This window comes from Nocardia sp. NPDC051030, assembly GCF_040683015.1.
Lineage (GTDB): Bacteria > Actinomycetota > Actinomycetes > Mycobacteriales > Mycobacteriaceae > Nocardia.
Map to the genome: position 1 here is coordinate 114,929 of NZ_JBFBCD010000005.1, position 18,197 is coordinate 133,125.

Sequence of the window (18,197 nt, forward strand, 5' to 3'; positions counted from 1 at the left end):
AAGCGAGGGGTAGCGCGTGTCCGACTCGAACGACGACCAGAAGCCACAGGGCCCTGCCCATCCGGCAACCCCGGCCAAGGGCGCCGACCAGGACACCCCCACCTCCCCCGATGCCGAAGCCACCGAGGTAATCCGCACCACCCCCCGCCCCAACCCCACATCGCCCCAGCCCAACCCGGCCAGCGGCTCGGGCACCCCTGGCTCTGCCCCGGCGGGCACCCCCGGCTCAGGTCCGTCCGCAAACCCCGGCGCACCGCAATCACCCGCGTCCGACGCCCCGAACCGCCCGGCTCCGGCCGCCTCCGGCTTCGCAACCATCAAGTACGAGGCCCCGCGCCCGAATGGCCCCGGCGGCGACGCCTCCCGCTTCCAAAACCCGGGCGCGACTCGCCCGAACGACGCACCCCAGCCCCCCGCAGGCAAGCAACCGGCCGCTCCCGCACCGGCAGGCGCTCGATCACCCGGCGCATCAAAGCCCCCCGCGGCAGCCCAACAACCGGGCAACCCCGGCGGCCCCGCCGCAGGGCAGCAGCAAGGCGCACCCGGATCCGCGGGTCAAATTCCCGGCGCGGCACAGCCTCCCGCGGCCGCCCGCGCCGGAGGACAGCAACCGGGCAACTCCGGCGGCCAGTCCGCGGGACAGCAGCAGGGCGCACCCGGTTCTGTCGACGCTCAATTACCCGGCGGGGCACAGTCTTCGGATGCCTCCGGCGCCCCGGGCAAGCAATCGGGCAATCCGGGCGGCTCCGGCCAACCCGCGAGTGCCAGTGCGTCACAGCCGCGGGTCCCGAGTGGAGCCGGGCAGGCCTCGGTGTCGGCTGACCCACCCACCACGCAGTTCAAGACTGTGCAGCCGTCCGTTTCGCGTGGCGGTGCAAGCCAGGCCGGAGGTGCCGCCGATCGGTCCGATGGCGGCAGCCCCGAGAGGGCGAGCGACGCAACCACTCCGATATCGAAGTCCGGGGCGGGCACGCCGCCTGCTTCGAGTGCGGGCGGCGGTCAAGGCTCGGCCGGGCAGCAGGGCGGTGCGAAGCAGTCCGGTGCCGCACAAGCCGCGGCCGGTGCCGCCGGAGGGGCGGCGGGAGCCGTAGGCGGACAGGCCGATTCGGGTCGGTCGGCGGATCCGGCCGGGCGCGCCCAGCAGGGCGGTCAGGCCGGAGACTCCTTATCGGGCGACAAATCGTCCGGTGCCCAGGACCCGGCCCAACCTCGGGGTGACGCGGAAGCGGCTGGCGGACAGTCCGATTCGGGTCGGCCGACCGACGCCGCGCAAGCGGCTGCCGGTGCGGACCAGGCCGATGGCGCGCAGGATGGGAACGCGGACGCGAAGACTGTTGCCATGCAGCAGGTTTCGGGGGATGCGGATGCGGCTACGACCATGTTGCCGATCGTGACCGGGGATCAGGCGACCGAGAAGATTCGGGTTTCCGGGCCGCAGGGGCGGGCTGTCACGAAGCCGCCGCAGACTCCTCGGGGGAATGTCGGGCCTCGGAATGCGGGGCCGCGCGGGGGTGCGCCCGGACAGGGTGGACCCGCGCAAGGCGGACCCGCGCAAGGTGGACCGCTGCAGGGTGTGGCTGGGTCGGGTGGGATTGTCGAGGAGACTCGGCCTTCGCCGCCGCGGCCGCCGATGGGGCCTCGGCGTCCGGCTTCCGCGCCTTCGCCTGCGGATAATCAGCCGACCATGCCCGCTCAGCCGATTGGTGGGGCTCGGGTTGCCGGGCCGCAGCGGGTCGGTGCGGGTGCGCAGCAAGGGGCCGGACCGGCCCAAGGTGGACAGCCCGGCCATGGTGGACCGCAGGGCCACGGGCAGGGTGCGCAGGCTCCGGCTCAGGGCGGCCAGCAGGCCGGGCCCGGGCAAGGTGGACCGCAGGGCGGTGGGGCGCGGGGTGTCGCGCAGCCGCAGCGGGTGCCTGCCGCCGGGGAGAAGGGTGCCGAGGATTCGGTCCAGGCTGGCGGCGAGGGGAAGAACAAGAAGCTGTTGATCGGGGCGGCCGTGGTGGCGCTGCTGGTCGTGGTGGGCGTGGTGGTTGGTCTGGTGGTGAAGAATTCGGCGAGCAGTTCGCCGGAGGCGCTGGTGAAGACGGCTATTACGACTTATACGGATGGGTTGAGCTCGGGGGATCTGGATAAGTTGCGCGGGGTCACCTGTGGCTCGCAGCACGAGTTCTATCAGAAGATTTCGGCGGATCAGTTCGCGGGCGTGTACCGGACGTCCAAGGAGCAGAAGAGCATTCCGGTGGTGAAGAGCATCGACGCCATCAAGATCACGGGGGATGCGGCGCTGGCGTCGGCCACCGTGTTCACCGAGGCGGACCCGGGTAAGCAGTCGGTGCGGACCTTCGATCTGAAGAAGACCGATGACGGCTGGAAGGTGTGCGATCCGCCCACCGGGCAGTAGTTAGCGCACCTGTAGCGGCCCCGGCGGACACCTCCGCCGGGGCCGTTACCTTTTCGCGATAAGCGTCACAAACACCTGGTCACCAGTCCGACTCGCCAGTAATATGTGCCGGATTGTCTGGGCCAGCCATCGCGGCTTTTTCAACGCCTTGGCGGCTCACAGCCGCAGGTGTCGTTTGCGTGCCGAAGTGGCGCGGGCCCTCCGGATTTCGATTTGCAGGGAGCTAACACCATGCCGGAAACGGCAGAGGCGGTCACCGCCACCGCCGCCGATTTGGTCGGCCGGCACTTCCGTGTCCGCGATCACTACGACGTGGGCCGCGAGAAGATCCGCGAATTCGCTCGGGCAGTGCGCAACGATCATCCCGCCCATCACCGCGAGGACGACGCCGTGAAGCTGGGCTATGCGAGCCTGCTGGCCTCGCCGACCTTCGCCTCGGTGATCGGCGCGGCCACCACCCGATCCCTGATCGGCACGGTGCTCACCGAATACGACGTGGCGCAGACCCTGCACATCGATCAGACCTTCGAGTACCACCGCCCGATCCTGGCCGGTGACAAGCTGACGGTCGACGTGGTCGTGGACTCCATCCGCCAGCGCCGCGGTCAGGAGTTCGGCGACAACGACTTCATCACCGTGAAGGTCACCCTGATCGACGCGCAGTCGCTGCCGGTCCTGGTCTCCATCACCACGATCGTGGCCCGCCTCGGCACCGAGCTCGACCCGGCCGCCGTGGCGACCATGGGCGGCGTGGTCATGCACGGTCACGTCGAGGACCCCGACTCCGAGTTCGTCAACCCGGCCGGCCTGATCCTGCTCGCGCCGGAGGAAGTGGCCGAACTGGCCGATCCGGCCCCGGCCCGCCCGGTGTACACCGTGCCCGCCGACACCCTCGCGGCCGGAACCCAACTGCCCGCGGGCAAGGTGCATGTCACCCGCGGCGATCTGGTCAACTACGCGGGCGTCTCGGGCGACCCGAACCCGATTCACTTCAGCGACACCGCCGCTCAACTGGCCGGTCTGCCGACCGTCGTGGCGCACGGCATGCTCACCATGGGCCTGACCGCCGACTACCTGGTCTCCTGGCTGGGTGACCCGGCCGCGCTAACCAAGTTCAGCGTGCGCTTCGCGGGCTACGTCCCGGTCGAGCCGACCGCACCCACCCCGATCGAATTCACCGGCAAGGTGAAGTCGGTGGATGCCGAAAACGGCACCGCCAGCCTCATTTTGGGCGCTACCTCGGAGGGCAAGAAGCTCTTCGGCCGCGCCGTCGCCGAGGTTCGCCTCTCCTGATCCACCGAAAGGGCGGGCCACGTAATCACTACGTGGCCCGCCCTTTTCGTGTCTCCGAAGCTCAATTCAGGGTGGCGTGCATGAGATACACGTTGTAGTCGCTCCAGGTCGACATGGTGAAGTACAGGTCGCTGCCGGTGGACCACGGGTGGATGAAACCGCCGTACAGCTCCGGGAATTGGAGCGCGCTCACCGTGACGGCGCTGTCGGACCAGACGCCCTGCGGCGAATCCGATTCCCGCACAACCAGAGCCGCCTTGGCAGTGTCCAGGTAACTCATCTGCCATACCTCGCGCGCCGCGTCGTAGCGGACCGAGAGTTCTCCGGCGGGTGCGTCGACAACGGTTGAGGCGGTGACGAATTCACCGCACGGCGTCCACGCATCGTCCTTCCAGTACTGGTAGGCGGTGGTATTGAGTACCTGATCCTTCGGCACTCGCGCCAATCCGACCGCCCCGAGCCGCGAGTTGGGTATGCCGTACATGTACACGTAGTCGCCCTGCGGCACCATGGCCGCGACCTGGAAGTTGGAGACGCCGAAGATATTGTCCCACTTGGCGTGCGGGTCCTTGGTCCAGTGTTCGCCGTGGTCGTCGGAGTAGGCGATGCCGCCGTAGTTGGTGTAGAAGGTGCCCGGAATGCTGTTCCAGGTGCGAATGGACATGTAGCTCATGTACTGCCGGTTGCCGATCGCGAAGCCCGAGGTCGGGATCGTGGTGATCTCGATATTGTCGAGCTTCTTGCTGCTCAGTAGTTCGGCGGCGTGGCAGCGGTCGTCGGTGACCATGCGATCGAAGACGACGCCGTCGCCGAGTTCGCGGTCGCTGCTGAAGGCGAGCAGATTGCTGCGCCAGTCCTCGCCCATGCCGCCCGGCGGATGGAAGTCGCGGCCGACGGTGTCGCCGAAGGCGATCGCGACCTCACCGGGCTTGCTCTCCCAGAAGATGCCGAGGTCGGTGCCCTGCACCTGCCAGCGCTTATCGGTGCGGTTGACCGAGTTCGCCCCGGTCAGCTTGGCCACCTCGCGCACCTGCGAGACCTCCGGCGCCTGTCGGGCCGCGACCTGCGGTGCCGCTTCGGTGGGCGGGCTGACCGGCTCCGGGCCCGGCGGCACCGCGGGAGGGTTCGGGTTGGGGAAGGCGAAATTGAAGGCCTGTGGATGCAGGATGAGGCGCGGAATCCCCAGTTGCTCAGTGAGACTGGGCGGCGCGGCCGGAAGATCCGTGAGATCCGGGCACGGGTTCACGCAAGGATTGGAGGGCAGCTCCATAGTGATCCGCTTGGTGTTCTCCACCGGCGGTCCAGGATCCACGGTGATCGCCGGGTAGGTCACCGGCACTTCCAGGGTCTTGGGCACCAGCGATTCGTGCTGCGGCGTGGCATCGGTCGAGCAGGGACCGATACCCGGGATCGGATCCGCCGCTTCGCTTTCCGCCATGGCGGCCGGATGGTTCGCGGACACCAGGAACCCGGCACCGAACACGACGGCTCCCACAACGGCCAGCAGCCGCTTGGCCATGTACCCAACCTCTCGACAATCGGTCACATCGGACACGTCCGGTCGGTGACCCTACCCCCGAGCCCGGCCGCGCCACAGGCACTCGCCCAAGATCAACCGAATCGATATCGCGCCCGCGATGATCCCTGCCGAATGATCCCTACCGAATGGCTTGGAAGATCAGCACCGTCGCGCCGATCCGGATGGCGTCCCCGTCGGCGAGCACCGCGGCGCTCTCGATCGGCTCCTCGTTGATGTACACGCCATTGGCGGAATGCAGGTCCTTGCAGATCAATCCGGCCCGGCTGGGCATGATGTGGGCGTGGTAGCGGCTGGCCTTGGGGTCGTCCAGGACCAGGTCGTTATCGGTCATGCGGCCGATCTTCATGCCGTTCACGCCGATCGGGATCATGCGACCGTCCGCCATCATCAGCTGTCCGGCGCGCACCGCCCGGGGTAGTTCGGTGACGGTCTCGGTCATGGCCTTGGCCATGCGCTCGACCTCGGCGATCTGCCCGGTCATCAAGGGTTCCTGGCGCAGCACCTGCTGTTCGAGGGCGACCAGTGCGGGCCCGGGGTCGATGCCCAGTTCCTCCGACAGCACGCCGCGCACCCGCCGACAGGCCTCCAGCGCGTCGGCCTGTCGCCCGGTCACGTACAGCGCGGTGATCAGCTGCGCCCACAGCGGTTCCCGCAGCGGATGCGCATTCGTCATGGCCACCAGTTCACCCACCACCGATGAGGCTCGCCCACAGGCGATTTCGGCATCGATGCGCGCGGAGGCGACGAGCAGCCGCTCCTCGTCCATGGCGGTCGCGAAGCTCTCGGCGAAGGACAGCCCGGACAGATCGTCCAGGGCGCGGCCGCTCCACTCGGCGAGCGCGTCGCCGTAGAGCCGGGCCGCATTGGCGTGGTCGCCGGATTCGGCGGCCACGGTGGCGGTGCGCCGAATGGATTCGAATCGCCCGAGATCGCAGTGGTCATCGGGGATTTCCAGCCGGTATCCGGCGGCCTCGGTGCGCAGCAGCGCCGTCGGTTCCGCCCCGGCATTGCGCAGCATCTTGCGGATGTTCGAGACGAACACCTGCAGGCTGGCCTGATAGGAGTCCGGCGGATCGTCGTTCCAGACGATGTCCGCCAGCGCCTGCGAGGACACCGCCCGCCGCCGATTCACGGTGAGCGCCGCCAAAAGCGCACGCGGCTTCGGGCCGCCGACCGGCACAGGCCGACCGGCGACCAAGAGCTGCACGGGACCTAGCACCCGTACATCGACAGTCATGCCACCTGCCTCATTAGAGACCGCGGCGCGCCCGCCGCTCGAAACTTGCCCGGGATTCCGGTGTTTGCGTCGGAATCCCGATGCACGAGCTTACTTGGCGCTGATCGAACGCCCCGCCGAGTTGAGGTCGTTGCAGGCCTCGAGCACTCGGGCGGCCATGGAGGTCTCGCCCTTCTTGAGGTAGCTGCGCGGATCGTAGACCTTCTTGTTGCCGACCTCGCCGTCGATCTTGAGGACGCCGTCGTAGTTGCCGAACATGTGGCCGACGATCGGGCGGGTGAAGGCGTACTGGGTGTCGGTGTCGACGTTCATCTTCACCACGCCATAGCGCAGCGAGTCCTCGATCTCCGACTTCAGCGAGCCCGAACCGCCGTGGAAGACGAAGTCGAACGGCTGCGCGTCCGAGCCCAGGCCCAGCTTGGCGGCCGCGACGCGCTGGCCCTCGGCCAGCACCTCGGGCTTGAGCTTCACATTGCCCGGCTTGTACACGCCGTGCACATTGCCGAAGGTGGCGGCGAGCAGGTACTTGCCGTTCTCGCCGGCGCCGAGCGCATCGATGGTCTTCTCGAAGTCCTCGGGCGAGGTGTAGAGCTTGTCGTTGATCTCCGCCTCGACACCGTCCTCTTCACCGCCGACGACGCCGATCTCGACCTCGAGGATGATGTTCGCGGCGTGGGCCTGCTTGAGCAGTTCCTTCGCGATCTCGAGGTTCTCGTCGATCGGGATCGCGGAGCCGTCCCACATGTGGGACTGGAACAGCGGGTGCAGCCCGGACTTCACGCGGTCGGCCGAGATGGCCAGCAGCGGGCGGACGAAGGTGTCCAGCTTGTCCTTCGGGCAGTGATCGGTGTGCAGCGCGATGGTCACGTCATAGCGCGCGGCCACGACATTCGCGAACTCCGCCAGCGCGACCGCACCGGTGACCATGTCCTTCACACCCAGGCCGGAACCGAATTCCGCACCGCCGGTGGAGAATTGGATGATGCCGTCCGAGCCGGCGTCCGCGAAACCCTTGATGGCCGCGTTGATGGTCTCCGACGAGGTGCAGTTGATCGCGGGGAACGCGAAGGAGTTCTCCTTGGCCCGAGCAATCATCTCGGCGTAGATCTCCGGAGTCGCGATGGGCACAGGGACCTCCGTTGTGTGTGCTGCGTACAACAAAATTCTGACAGGCCACACCCTAGGGCAAACGTGTTTTCCCCTGGCAAGGGCCTCGGATACCCGACAAGTTCGTGAGGTTGCTTCGACGTTCGGTAGGACTCAGGAATGACCGGTAGGGTGGTGGCCGTGACCTTGCTGGCCGTGTCCGATGCCGTGACGACCAACGCTGCCCTGCCCGCGATTCTTGATCCCATGCACCTCCTCACGGAGACATGGCTCAGTAATGCGGTGCTTCCGGCGATCTTGGTCATTGTCTTCATCGAGACGGGCCTGCTGTTCCCGATCCTCCCCGGCGATTCACTGTTGTTCACCGGCGGCTTGCTGGCGGCGCAGGCGAATCCCCCGGCGGGGATGAACATCTGGTGGCTGGTGCCCGCGGTGGCGGCGGTCGCCGTGCTCGGCGATCAGTGCGCGTACTGGATCGGCCGCGCCATCGGTCCCGCGCTGTTCAAGAAGGAAGACACCCGCTTCTTCAAGCAGCACTACGTGACCGAGACGCACGCGTTCTTCGAGAAGCACGGCCCGAAGACGATCATTCTGGCCCGCTTCGTCCCGATCGTCCGTACCTTCATGCCGGTGCTGGCAGGTGTGTCGAAGATGGATTACCGCAAGTTCCTCATGTTCGACATCGTCGGCGGCGTCCTGTGGGGCGGCGGTATCACCGTGCTCGGCTACTTCCTCGGCAATGTCGAATTCATTCGCAAGAATGTCGAGGCGATCTTCCTGCTCATCGTCCTGATCTCGATTCTGCCGGGCATCATCACCGTGGTGAAGAAGCTGCGCGGCGGCGACGCCGGCGGCTCCTCCAAGCAGGAGCTGGCCGCCACGTCGAACGAGCCGATCCGCTGAGCCATCGGTGTCCAACACCCCGCTAAACCTCGCAATGGGCAGCTTCGGGCCGCTCGAGACGGCCGGGCCCGTACTGGTCTGGACGGTCGTACTCACCTTCGTGTTCCTGGAGTGCGCGCTCATCATCGGGCTGTTCCTGCCCGGTGACTCCATGCTCATCACCGCGGGCGTCGTCCTGGCCTCACAGCTGGATGGCGAGGCGCATGTGTGGGCGCTGTCGATCGGCACCATGATCGCGGCCGTCGCGGGCAATCAGGTCGGCTATGTGGTCGGGCAGCGCACCGGGCATCATCTGGTGGCGCGCAAGAACGGCAAATACATCAATACCCGGAATCTGACCCGGGTGGCCGAATTGCTACACCGGCACGGTTTCCTGGCGGTGCTGGTGGCCCGCTGGATTCCGTGGGTGCGCACGCTGTGCCCGCTGGTCGCGGGCGCGGCGGGCATGGACCATCGCAAATACACGATCGCCTCGACGGTCGGCGCGATCATCTGGGCCCCGGTGCTGCTGCTGATCGGCTATTACGCGGGCAGTTTCCTGGAGAGCGTCTCCTGGCTCATGCCCGCCGTGATCGGCACGTTGGTCGTGGGCCTGGTGCTCGGCACGATCGTCGGCGTCCGGCAGTACCGGCTGGAAATGGCGCGTCCCGCCGAGGATTTCGATCTCGACTCGGACGCCGAGCCGGTCGGCGACACTCAGCGTCACAACGCCTAGTCACAACGCCTAGAGCCCGGCGGCGGTGACCGTGTGCGCGGCCTCCATCAGCTTCCAGCCCGAAAGCTGCACCGACATATCGCGTTCCGGGTGACGGGACGATTTGACCGATCCACCCGGTGTGAACGATCCCGCACCCGCCACGCCGGGTAATCGCGCCGGTTGCCGCCAGTCGGCGCTGAAGAGCGGATCGCCCTCCACCTCCAGGCGGTTCTCCCAGGCGGCCGTCGCCGACTTGCGGACAATGGTGGCGGCGGTGCGGCGCGCGGCCACCTGCTCGCGCTCATCGCCCGGCAGCATGACCGCGGCCAGCGCCAGGTAGCGGATCAGGATGCCATTGAACAGGCCGCCGTCCCCGCCGCCGTCGCCGACCACCACGCCGCCCTCGGTGAGGCGTTCCTCGATGGCGGGCACCAGCCGCGTCGCGCGTTCGGTGTGCCGGGGTTCGCCGGTGTGCACGGCGAGTTCGGTTTCCAGGCCGAGCGTCACGCCCTGGCAGTAGCTGTAGAGCGGCTTCTCGAGTTCACCCGAGGGCAGGTGGATGCCATCGAAGATGAGGCCGGTGTCCGGGTCCCGCAGGTGTTCGTCGAGAAAATCGGAGATCTCCACCGCGCGGCGATAGCGGCCCAGCCGAGCCATGGCAATGCCGACCGGGCCATTGGCGGGTGCGTTGAAGAAGTCCGAACCCCGCCGCCACGGCACGCCGCCGCCGACCTCGGGCTCCCATCCGGCGTACAGGTCCTTCTCCAGGGCGAGCAGCGCGCCACGCGCTTCCTCGACGCCCTGGGTCCGCTCGGCACGCTCCAATGAGATTGCCAGCCAGGCCATATCGTCGTAGTAGTTATTGGTCCAGCCATTGATATTGCGCAGCCGCATGGCATGCGCGATGGACCAGATGCGGCGTTTGCGCGCCGGCGTCGGCGCGCGATTCGCGGCGTCGACGCAGCAGTCGATGAGATGCGCCTGCCACCAGTAGTGCCAGGACACGAAGCCGCGATCCCGTTTGGTGGGCGGCCAGCCGACCACGCCGAGCTGGGTTCCGGGAATTCCCCACAGCTTGCGCAAATGCCGGGACACGATCGCTGACTCGGCCAGATCGGCACGCTCCGACCAGAGCGCAGCGGTCGGCTCGATATTGCGCCCGGTCCGCGAAGTCATAGGACATATCGTGCCAGTCGGGCGGCCGCTTTCGTGGCTGATTTGTTATGTCACCAAGCTGATGTCAGGTCCGCATGCTGACTGACCCAGGCGTGCATGGCGATTCCGGCGGCGACACCCGCATTGATGCTGCGCGTCGAACCGAATTGCGCGATGGAGACGGTGAGCAGCGCACCGGTTTTGGCGGCTTCGGTGACGCCGGGGCCTTCCTGGCCGAAAAGCAGCAGACAATTGCGAGGCAACCGGGCGGTTTCCAAAGGCACCGAGCCGGGCACGTTATCCACGGCCACCACGGTCAGGCCTTCCGCCACCGCGAAACGCAGCAGCTCATCGGTATCGGAATGGTGCACGATGTGCTGATAGCGATCGGTCACCATGGCCCCGCGCCGATTCCAGCGCTTGCGTCCCACAATATGGACGGCGGCCGCCGCGAACGCATTCGCGGTCCGGACGACGGTGCCGATATTCGCGTCATGCCCGAAATTCTCGATGGCGACATGGAATGGATGCCGCCGCCGATCGATATCGGCGACGATGGCGTCCCGTCGCCAATACCGGTAGGCATCCACCACATTGCGACGATCCCCCTGCGCGAGCAACTCCGGGTCCAGACGCGGATCCTCCGGCGGCTCGGTGCCGAACTCCTCGCGCCACGGCCCGACGCCATGCGGATGCTCGCCCCATTCGGTCGGACCGGGGGCGAGGGGATCATCGGCTGTCGGGGCGGGACTCACCCGGGCCATCGTAATTGCGGGTCCGGCGGGGTTCGGACAGCGGGCGGGTCAGTAGCTGCTGCTGCTGTTCGCGCCGAGGATCGCGATGAACAGGAACATGAGGCCCCAGATCACGGGAATCGCGATCAGGATGCAGGTGCCGACGATCCCGCACACATACCCGACCGTCACATTGCTGCGGCCACCGAGCATGCCGCCGGACGCATCGATCTCCTTACGCGCCTTGCTCCCCATGATCCAGGCCACCGGCCCGAGCAACTGGCACAGCACCAGGCTCAGAATTCCGAGCACCATGATGGTGGTGGCCTGCGGATGCTCCGGCGGTGGCGGATTGCCGTAGACGGGATAGCCGGGGTAGCCGTAAGGCGGGTAACTCACGGCATCATGCTATGGCGAATCCCCGCCACACCGCGACCTATTACGAAGAGCCGCCGACCAGCGCGGCGATCAGCGCGATCATCAGGATCGTCACCCCCGCCAGCACTATCACCGTCGCGATGATGCCGCAGATATACCCGGCCTGGGCTTGGCCGCGCCCACCGAGCCGGCCACCCGACTCGTCGATCTCGTCCAGGGTGCGACGGCCCATCACCCACGCCACCGGCCCGATCAGCTGGCACATCACCAGACTCAGAATGCCGAGCACCATGACGATCATGGCCTGCGGATGCTCCGGCGGCGGCGGAGTGAAATACCCCGGCCGATAACCCTGCCCGCCATATCCGGGCGGCACACCGTAACCCTGTTGCGGCCCACCATAACCAGGCTGGGGCCCACCGTAACCGGGCTGCGGCGGCGCGAATCCCGGCTGCGGCGGCGCGTAACCAGGTTGCGGCGCACCGTAACCCGGCGACTGTGCACCGAAACCCGACGGTGGCGTATCGAACTCCTCGGGTGAGGCACCGAAACCCGTTGGCGGCGCTCCGAATCCCGTTGGCGGCGCACCGTAACCGGGCGGCGGTGGGTAGCCCTCGTAGCCCGCCGGGTTGCCGCCGCCCTTCGAGATATCCACAGGCTGCGCAGAGCCGCCGCCCTTCGAGATGTCGACCGGTTGCGCGGTCTCGCCGCCCTTCGAGGTATCGACCGACGGCGATGAGCCGCTGTCGTCCGGGGTGTCCATAGGTCGCGAAGAGCTGCTGTCCTGCGGGGAGTTGCTGGTCGGCGGGGTTGCGCTCGGCGGGGTGGTGTTGCCCGACGGTTCATCGGTCATGGGCACGATGTTAAGTGGTAGTGCCAGCCACACCCCGCATTGACGAGCCTTCTCGATCGCATCCGGCCTACGTCACCCGCAACGATAGGAAGCATGAGCGATATGGCCGCGCTGCCGACCCTGGTCCTGGATCCGGAACCCGAGCCGCCCTCGGAGGCGACCCCGGCATCGGCGCTGCGCGCCTTTCTGACGGCCCCTTTCCGGGCTCGCGTGTGGAAGGAGCTCGGGTATCTGATCGTTGCGTTCGGGCTGGGCTGCCTCGCCGTCGCCTACTTGTTCGTCGGCGTCGGCGGCGGTGCGTACGCGTCGATCGTCGTGCTCGGCATCCCGATCCTGGCGGGCGTGATTCTCGGCGGGCGACTGTGGGGCCGGGTCTATCGGGGACTGTGCGCATTGCTGCTCGACACGGCGGTGCCCGAACCGCCGCCGTTCACCGCCCGGCCCGGGTTCCTGGGCTGGCTGCGCAGCGCGTTCACCGACCGCACCGCGTGGCGGGCGCTGGCGTTCCTGTTGATTCACAGCGTGCTCGGTGTGGTCATCGGGTGGGTGATGCTGATCGTGGTCGCCATGACGGGGTTCATCGCGCTGTCTCCGATCGTGTGGGTGGTGTTCAATCCGCAGAATGTCGATGCCGACGGTGTATCGCATCACTCGCTGGTGCAGTTCGGGGACAACTTTTACGTCGAGACCTGGCCGGGGGTGCTCGCTTTCGCGGCGCTGGGCGTGATCGGCTGCTTCCTGCTGCCGTGGCTGATTCGCGGTATCGCCTGGCTGCATCGGGTGCTCGCGCTGTGGCTGCTCTCTCCGACCGTCCGCGATCTGCGGGTGGCCGAACTGGAGCAGAGCCGCCGGGCCGCGGTGGAGGACTCCACCGCCACGCTGCGCCGACTGGAACGCGATCTGCACGATGGCACCCAGGCGCGACTGGTCAGCATTGCCATGATGCTGGGCCGGGCGGAGGAGCGGATTTCCTCAGGCGGCGATCCCGGCGATCTGATCGCGCAGGCGCGCAATGGCTCCAAGGAAGCGCTCACCGAATTGCGCGAATTGGTGCGCGGTATCCACCCGCCCGCACTGGACCTCGGACTCGAACCCGCCCTGGAAACCCTGGTCGCCCGCTGTGCGATTCCGGTGGAACTGCGGGTGGTGCTGCCGGTGCGGCCCAGTCCCGCCATCGAGACCATCGCCTACTTCTCGGTCGCCGAACTGCTCACCAATGTGGTCAAACATGCGGCGGCCACCCAGGTCTGGGTGGCGGTGCTGCCGTCGGGGACGAATTCGCTCGTGGTGAGCGTGCGTGACAATGGCCAGGGCGGGGCGTTGCAGCCGATGGAGGGCCGGGGCGAAATCATTGTGGTGGGCGGGCTTTCGGGTCTGGCCGCGCGCGCCCGCTCGGTGGATGGCTCGCTGCTGGTGGACAGTCCCGTCGGCGGCCCGACCGTGGTCACCATGACGCTGCCGATCGCGGGTCCGCAATGATCGGCGGTATGCCTGTCGAGAGGGTCCTGCGTGTGGTCATCGCCGAGGACAATGCGATTCTGCGCGATGGATTGACCGCGCTGCTGATCGAGCGCGGGCATGAGGTGGTCGCGGCGGTCGGCGAAGCGACCGGTCTGTATGAAGCGGTTGCCGAACATAAGCCCGACGTCGCCGTGGTGGATGTCCGAATGCCACCCAGCTTCACCGACGAGGGTCTCGTGGCCGCCCTCGCCCTGCGCCGCAGCCACCCCGGAACCGGGGTGCTGGTGTTCTCGCAGTGGATCGAAACCCGCTACGCCACCGAACTTCTCGCGGCGGGTGCGGGCGGCGTCGGCTACCTGCTCAAGGATCGGGTGGCCGATGTGGGCGATTTCGTGGACGCCCTGCAACGCGTCGCGACCGGCGGCACCGCCCTCGATCCGGAGGTGGTGAGCCAGCTCATGGGCGCTGCCCGGCAACAGGATTCGCTCGCCCGGCTCACCCCGCGCGAGCGCGAGGTACTGGAATCCATGGCGCAGGGCCTGTCCAATGCCGCCATCGGGAATGCCCTGCACGTGACCGAGCGGGCGGTGGAGAAGCACATCGGCAATATCTTCACCAAGCTCGAATTGCCGCCTTCCGACATGCATCACCGACGAGTACTCGCCGTTCTCCGTTTGAAGAGTTGAAGCGACATTTCAAAGAGCATCGCTGCGCGGTTGCGGGCCATGAAAGACTGGTCGCATGCCCCGGTCGAGTTCTGCAGAAATGCTGAAAGCGGTTGCGTCCTGGCCTGATCACCTATTGACGCTGGCGGAGTGGTCGGCGCTACCGGAAGACAATCGGCACTGCCGCGAATTGGTGGACGGTGTGCTGGTGGTGGCCCCGCAGCCGCCCCGGCATCAGCTGGCGGTGTGGCGGCTCGCCGCGCAATTGGAGCGCGCGCTGCCGCGTGGCGTGGCCGCCCTGGCCCGCATCGAATTGGTCATCGACGAAGACACGCCGCCGACCCTGCGAGTGCCCGATGTGCTGGTGGTGGGCGGTGCGGCCGGTGCCGCGCACGCCAGCCGGGTGCGGCCCTGCGATGTGCTGGCGGCCATCGAGATCGTGTCGCCCGGTTCGCGGCGAACCGATCGGATCATGAAGTTCATCGAATACGCCTCGGCCGGTATCGGGCATTACTGGCTGCTGGATACCGAGGGCGCGGTGCGGCTCCGCGCGTACCGATTGCGCGACGGCGACTACGAACCGGCCGGTGAGTTCTCCGGGCGAGTGACCCTCGAGGTGGAGGGCATTGCGCTCCCCCTCGACCTCGATGCCTTGACCGCGCTGCGCACACCCGCCTGACCTCGACCGATCCGCCACCTGAGACGAAATTCGGGACTATCCTGGAATTCCGTAAAGCCGTGGTGGAGGGTGTCATGAACCACGCGCGCATTTTGCACACGGTGCTCGGCGTGACCGCCGCGTACCTCATCGCACTCGGTGTGTGGCTCGGCTGGCTGATGCCTCTCACTCCGCCCGGAACGGTGCCCATCCAAGTTCTGACACTGGTCGGTCTGTTCGGAAGTTTCCTCGGCATCGGCATGCTCCTGGCCCAGCGCCCCACCCGCTCCGACCGCCGCCTGCTCCGCCATGGCCTGGAAGGCTGGGCGAATATCGAAGCCGTCCACCCGCTCCGACCCACCGACCACTACACCGAACTCACCGAGCTGGATCTCGAACTCGTCGTCCCCGGCTCCGAAACCTATTACGGCAGTGTCGTGTTCGATGTCGAACCGGTCGTGAAGCCGAGAATCGCCGTCGGCGGCTGCCTCTCCATCCGGGTCGATCCGCGGAACCGCGACCGCATCATGCTCTGCCTCTAGCGCGGCGACCGGCATTGCCGCCCGGCTTCCGCAACACGCCTCTCTTTGGAGGTTTGCACAGGCCAGGTGATCCAGCGGCCGTTGCATTCGGGAGGACGTAGCTGCCCGATATGCCCGGACAGCGCCGTAGCATTTCCGGAATGACGACCGCTGCTCCACAAGATCGCCGGGAAGCGCCGCTGGTGCTCGACACCGAGCCGCCGCGCACCCTCGGCTTCACCGACCAGGCGGCGTTCTGGCTGAACCTCGGCGTCAGCCTGATCGGATTCAGCGGGGCGGCCTACGTGCTGTTCCCGACCGGGCATCCGCCACTACCGATCGCGGGGGCCCTGCTGGCCACCGTGCTCGGCACCGTGGTCGGTGCGGCCATGGTCGCCGGGCCGGGAGCCATCGGGGCCCGCACCGGAGCACCCGCCATGGCCATGCTGCGCGGACTGTTCGGGACCAAGCTGTCCTATCTGCCGACGGTCGCCAATATCGTGCAGTGCGTCGGGTGGGGCGTGTACGAGCTCACCGTGATCGCGCTCGGCGTCTCGGCGCTCACCCATGATCGGGTGCCGCACGCCCTGGTCATCATCGCGGCCGGAGTGCTGTCCACCGTCATGGCCATCTGGCCGTTGAGTTCGGTGCGGGCGCTGCGCAAATACGTGTCGGTGGCGGTCGCCATCGCCATGATCTACTTCACGGTTCAGCTACTGCGGCAACCGATTCCGACGCCGACCGGCACCAGCTGGAGCGGCTTCTGGCCCGCCGTGGACACCACCCTCGCGGTCTCCATCTCGTTCGTACCCCTCGCTGCCGACTACACCCGGCATTCGCGTTCGGCGCGTACCGCCGCCGCGGCCACCGTGACCGGCTACTCGGTCGCGCAGGTCTGGTGCTACGTGCTCGGCCTCATCGCCATCCTGCAATCCGGCGGAGACGTCGACAAGATCTTCGACACCTTCCTCGGTGTCGCCGCGGGCTGGCTGTTCTTCGCGGTGTTGGTGCTGCGCGAGGCGGATCAGTCCTTCGCCAATGTGTATTCGACCGCCATGTCCATCCAGAACCTGCTGCCGCGCCTGGACCGCCGCATCCTGGCCGCCGGGGTCGGCGTGGTGGTCACCCTGCTGGCGCTGCCGGTCCGCGACTTCAGCAGCTACGCCAACTTCCTGTACCTGATCGGCTCGGTCTTCGTACCGCTCAGCGCGGTCCTCATCGTCGACTACTTCCTGGGCCGGGGCCGCAGCGCCTGGGATCTCGCCCAGACCGCCCCCGCGCGCCCGCTCATGCTGCTGCCGTGGGCGGCGGGATTCGTGGTGTACCAGCTGTTCAACCCGGGTTCCATCAGCTGGTGGGCGAACTTCTGGACCAAGGCGCAGGACACGCTCGGCGTGCACCCCGGCTGGTGGTCCTCGGCCTCCCTGTTCTCCTTCCTGGTGGCCGCCGCCGTCACCGCCGTCCTGGTCCTCATCGAACGCCGCAGGGCCTGAACACATGTCGGACGACCGCGTCTTCGGCATGGGGTCCGATGCCCTGGTCCCCCCGGACTGGCCCGCACTGACCCCACCGGAGATCGCGGCCCTGCTCGGCCCCGACGCCGAGATCGAATGGCGCAGTCCCCGACCGCTTTCCGCCACCGCACGAGTGCGCACGGCCGAGGGACAACCGGTGATCGTGAAGCGGCTCCCCCGCACCCTCCGCGACGCGGCCGCACTGGCCGAAGAGCACGGCTTCATGAATCACCTGCGCAAGCACGACATCCCGATCCCCGAGGTCCTGCTCACCCGGGAATCCGGCGATTTCACCTATGAGGTCCAGGAGCTCGGCACGGGCGCGGACGAATACCGCGGCTCCTTCTCCTGGTCCCCCTACAACTCGACGGCCGAAGCGGCGGCATCCGGCCGCATGCTGGCCCGGCTGCACACGGCCGCAACCGGATACGACGCTCCCCGGCGTCCCCCACGTCCCCTGCTCGCGAGCTTCACCCTCTTCTCCACAGCCGACCCGATCGCCCCGATGGAACACCTCACCGCGGCCCGCCCCGGGCTCGCCACCTTCCTGGCATCCCATGACTGGAAGTCCGATGTCGAGCGCCTGCACCTGCCCTTCCACGCGCGCCTCGCCGCGCGACTGGACGACCTCGATCCCTTGTGGACCCACAATGACTGGCACGGCACCAACCTGCTCTGGCAGGACGAAACCCCGTCATCGGTCATCGATTTCGGCCTCTGCGACCGCACCACCGCCATCCACGACCTGGCCATCGCCATAGAACGCTGCACCGTCGACTGGATCTCCCTGCGCGAGGGCGGCCCCCCGCACATCCAATTCGAACAGCTCGACGCCCTCCTCGACGGCTACGAATCCCAGCGCCCGCTCACCCGGGCCGAATCCGCCGCGCTGCCGGATCTGCTCCCCCTGGCACACGCCGAATACGAGCTCTCCGAGATCGACTATTTCCTCAGCGTCATCCCCGGCGGTAACCCGGCCAATGCCGAAATCGCCTACCGCCATTACTTTCTCGGCCACACCGACTGGTGGTCGACCGGCGGCGAACCCGTACTGGACCGGCTCCGCGCCCGAGGTTGAAC

The 18,197-nt window shown here is 67.4% G+C and carries 17 protein-coding genes; 10 read left to right on the plus strand and 7 right to left on the minus strand.

Annotated features, from left to right (window positions below; genetic code table 11):
• Positions 1-16: 16 nt before the first annotated feature.
• Together AB0N05_RS18215 and AB0N05_RS18220 are read left to right on the plus strand one after the other, a co-directional pair.
• Positions 17-2,401, plus strand: a complete 2,385-nt coding sequence (locus AB0N05_RS18215; protein ID WP_364694996.1) for a hypothetical protein — start codon at positions 17-19, stop codon at positions 2,399-2,401.
• 231 nt (positions 2,402-2,632) lie between these two features.
• Positions 2,633-3,694 carry a fused (3R)-hydroxyacyl-ACP dehydratase subunits HadA/HadB gene (locus AB0N05_RS18220; protein WP_364694999.1) on the plus strand — a complete coding sequence of 354 codons (1,062 nt, stop codon included), beginning with the start codon at positions 2,633-2,635 and terminating at the stop codon, positions 3,692-3,694.
• 61 nt (positions 3,695-3,755) lie between these two features.
• On the opposite strand, the gene AB0N05_RS18225 is transcribed toward AB0N05_RS18220, so the two are convergent.
• The 3 genes from AB0N05_RS18225 to fbaA form a co-directional block, all read right to left on the minus strand.
• The gene (locus tag AB0N05_RS18225) at positions 3,756-5,213 is read right to left on the minus strand and encodes a DUF4185 domain-containing protein (RefSeq protein WP_364695002.1); all 1,458 of its coding nucleotides are present in this window, start codon (positions 5,211-5,213) and stop codon (positions 3,756-3,758) included.
• A 139-nt stretch (positions 5,214-5,352) separates the two neighbouring features.
• The gene (locus tag AB0N05_RS18230; RefSeq protein ID WP_364695005.1) at positions 5,353-6,471 is read right to left on the minus strand and encodes a BTAD domain-containing putative transcriptional regulator; all 1,119 of its coding nucleotides are present in this window, start codon (positions 6,469-6,471) and stop codon (positions 5,353-5,355) included.
• Between the two features lie 90 nt (positions 6,472-6,561).
• Positions 6,562-7,599: a class II fructose-bisphosphate aldolase gene (gene fbaA, locus AB0N05_RS18235; protein WP_364695008.1), complete on the minus strand. Its 1,038-nt coding sequence runs from the start codon at positions 7,597-7,599 to the stop codon at positions 6,562-6,564.
• A gap of 174 nt (positions 7,600-7,773) precedes the next feature.
• Between fbaA and AB0N05_RS18240 the strand changes: the two genes are divergently transcribed.
• Together AB0N05_RS18240 and AB0N05_RS18245 are read left to right on the plus strand one after the other, a co-directional pair.
• On the plus strand, positions 7,774-8,481 hold the full coding sequence (locus tag AB0N05_RS18240) for a VTT domain-containing protein (RefSeq protein ID WP_364696447.1): 708 nt from the start codon (positions 7,774-7,776) through the stop codon (positions 8,479-8,481).
• Positions 8,482-8,515: 34 nt separating this feature from the next.
• Positions 8,516-9,196 (plus strand): DedA family protein, encoded by a 681-nt coding sequence (locus AB0N05_RS18245; RefSeq protein WP_364696449.1) that lies wholly within the window; start codon positions 8,516-8,518, stop codon positions 9,194-9,196.
• Between the two features lie 9 nt (positions 9,197-9,205).
• Here AB0N05_RS18245 and AB0N05_RS18250 read toward each other — a convergent pair whose 3' ends face one another.
• The 4 genes from AB0N05_RS18250 to AB0N05_RS18265 are packed head-to-tail and all read right to left on the minus strand — an operon-like array spanning position 9,206 to position 12,298.
• Complete coding sequence (locus AB0N05_RS18250; RefSeq protein ID WP_364695010.1) at positions 9,206-10,354, minus strand: glycoside hydrolase family 76 protein; 1,149 nt, start codon at positions 10,352-10,354, stop codon at positions 9,206-9,208.
• A gap of 50 nt (positions 10,355-10,404) precedes the next feature.
• On the minus strand, positions 10,405-11,097 hold the full coding sequence (locus AB0N05_RS18255; RefSeq protein WP_364695013.1) for a TrmH family RNA methyltransferase: 693 nt from the start codon (positions 11,095-11,097) through the stop codon (positions 10,405-10,407).
• A 39-nt stretch (positions 11,098-11,136) separates the two neighbouring features.
• Positions 11,137-11,466, minus strand: coding sequence for a DUF4190 domain-containing protein (locus AB0N05_RS18260; RefSeq protein ID WP_364695016.1), 330 nt, complete (start codon positions 11,464-11,466; stop codon positions 11,137-11,139).
• Between the two features lie 40 nt (positions 11,467-11,506).
• Complete coding sequence (locus AB0N05_RS18265) at positions 11,507-12,298, minus strand: DUF4190 domain-containing protein (RefSeq protein ID WP_364695018.1); 792 nt, start codon at positions 12,296-12,298, stop codon at positions 11,507-11,509.
• 93 nt (positions 12,299-12,391) lie between these two features.
• On the opposite strand from AB0N05_RS18265, the gene AB0N05_RS18270 reads away from it, so the two are divergent.
• The 6 genes from AB0N05_RS18270 to AB0N05_RS18295 all read left to right on the plus strand — a co-directional run bounded on the left by AB0N05_RS18270 (position 12,392) and on the right by AB0N05_RS18295 (position 18,195).
• Complete coding sequence (locus AB0N05_RS18270) at positions 12,392-13,777, plus strand: sensor domain-containing protein (RefSeq protein ID WP_364695021.1); 1,386 nt, start codon at positions 12,392-12,394, stop codon at positions 13,775-13,777.
• An 8-nt stretch (positions 13,778-13,785) separates the two neighbouring features.
• Positions 13,786-14,445 (plus strand): response regulator transcription factor, encoded by a 660-nt coding sequence (locus AB0N05_RS18275; RefSeq protein ID WP_364695024.1) that lies wholly within the window; start codon positions 13,786-13,788, stop codon positions 14,443-14,445.
• A gap of 79 nt (positions 14,446-14,524) precedes the next feature.
• The gene (locus AB0N05_RS18280) at positions 14,525-15,103 is read left to right on the plus strand and encodes a Uma2 family endonuclease (protein ID WP_364695027.1); all 579 of its coding nucleotides are present in this window, start codon (positions 14,525-14,527) and stop codon (positions 15,101-15,103) included.
• 74 nt (positions 15,104-15,177) lie between these two features.
• On the plus strand, positions 15,178-15,624 hold the full coding sequence (locus tag AB0N05_RS18285; protein WP_364695030.1) for a hypothetical protein: 447 nt from the start codon (positions 15,178-15,180) through the stop codon (positions 15,622-15,624).
• A 140-nt stretch (positions 15,625-15,764) separates the two neighbouring features.
• Positions 15,765-17,096 carry a cytosine permease gene (locus AB0N05_RS18290; protein WP_364695033.1) on the plus strand — a complete coding sequence of 444 codons (1,332 nt, stop codon included), beginning with the start codon at positions 15,765-15,767 and terminating at the stop codon, positions 17,094-17,096.
• A 4-nt stretch (positions 17,097-17,100) separates the two neighbouring features.
• The gene (locus tag AB0N05_RS18295) at positions 17,101-18,195 is read left to right on the plus strand and encodes a phosphotransferase (protein WP_364695036.1); all 1,095 of its coding nucleotides are present in this window, start codon (positions 17,101-17,103) and stop codon (positions 18,193-18,195) included.
• Positions 18,196-18,197: the final 2 nt, after the last annotated feature.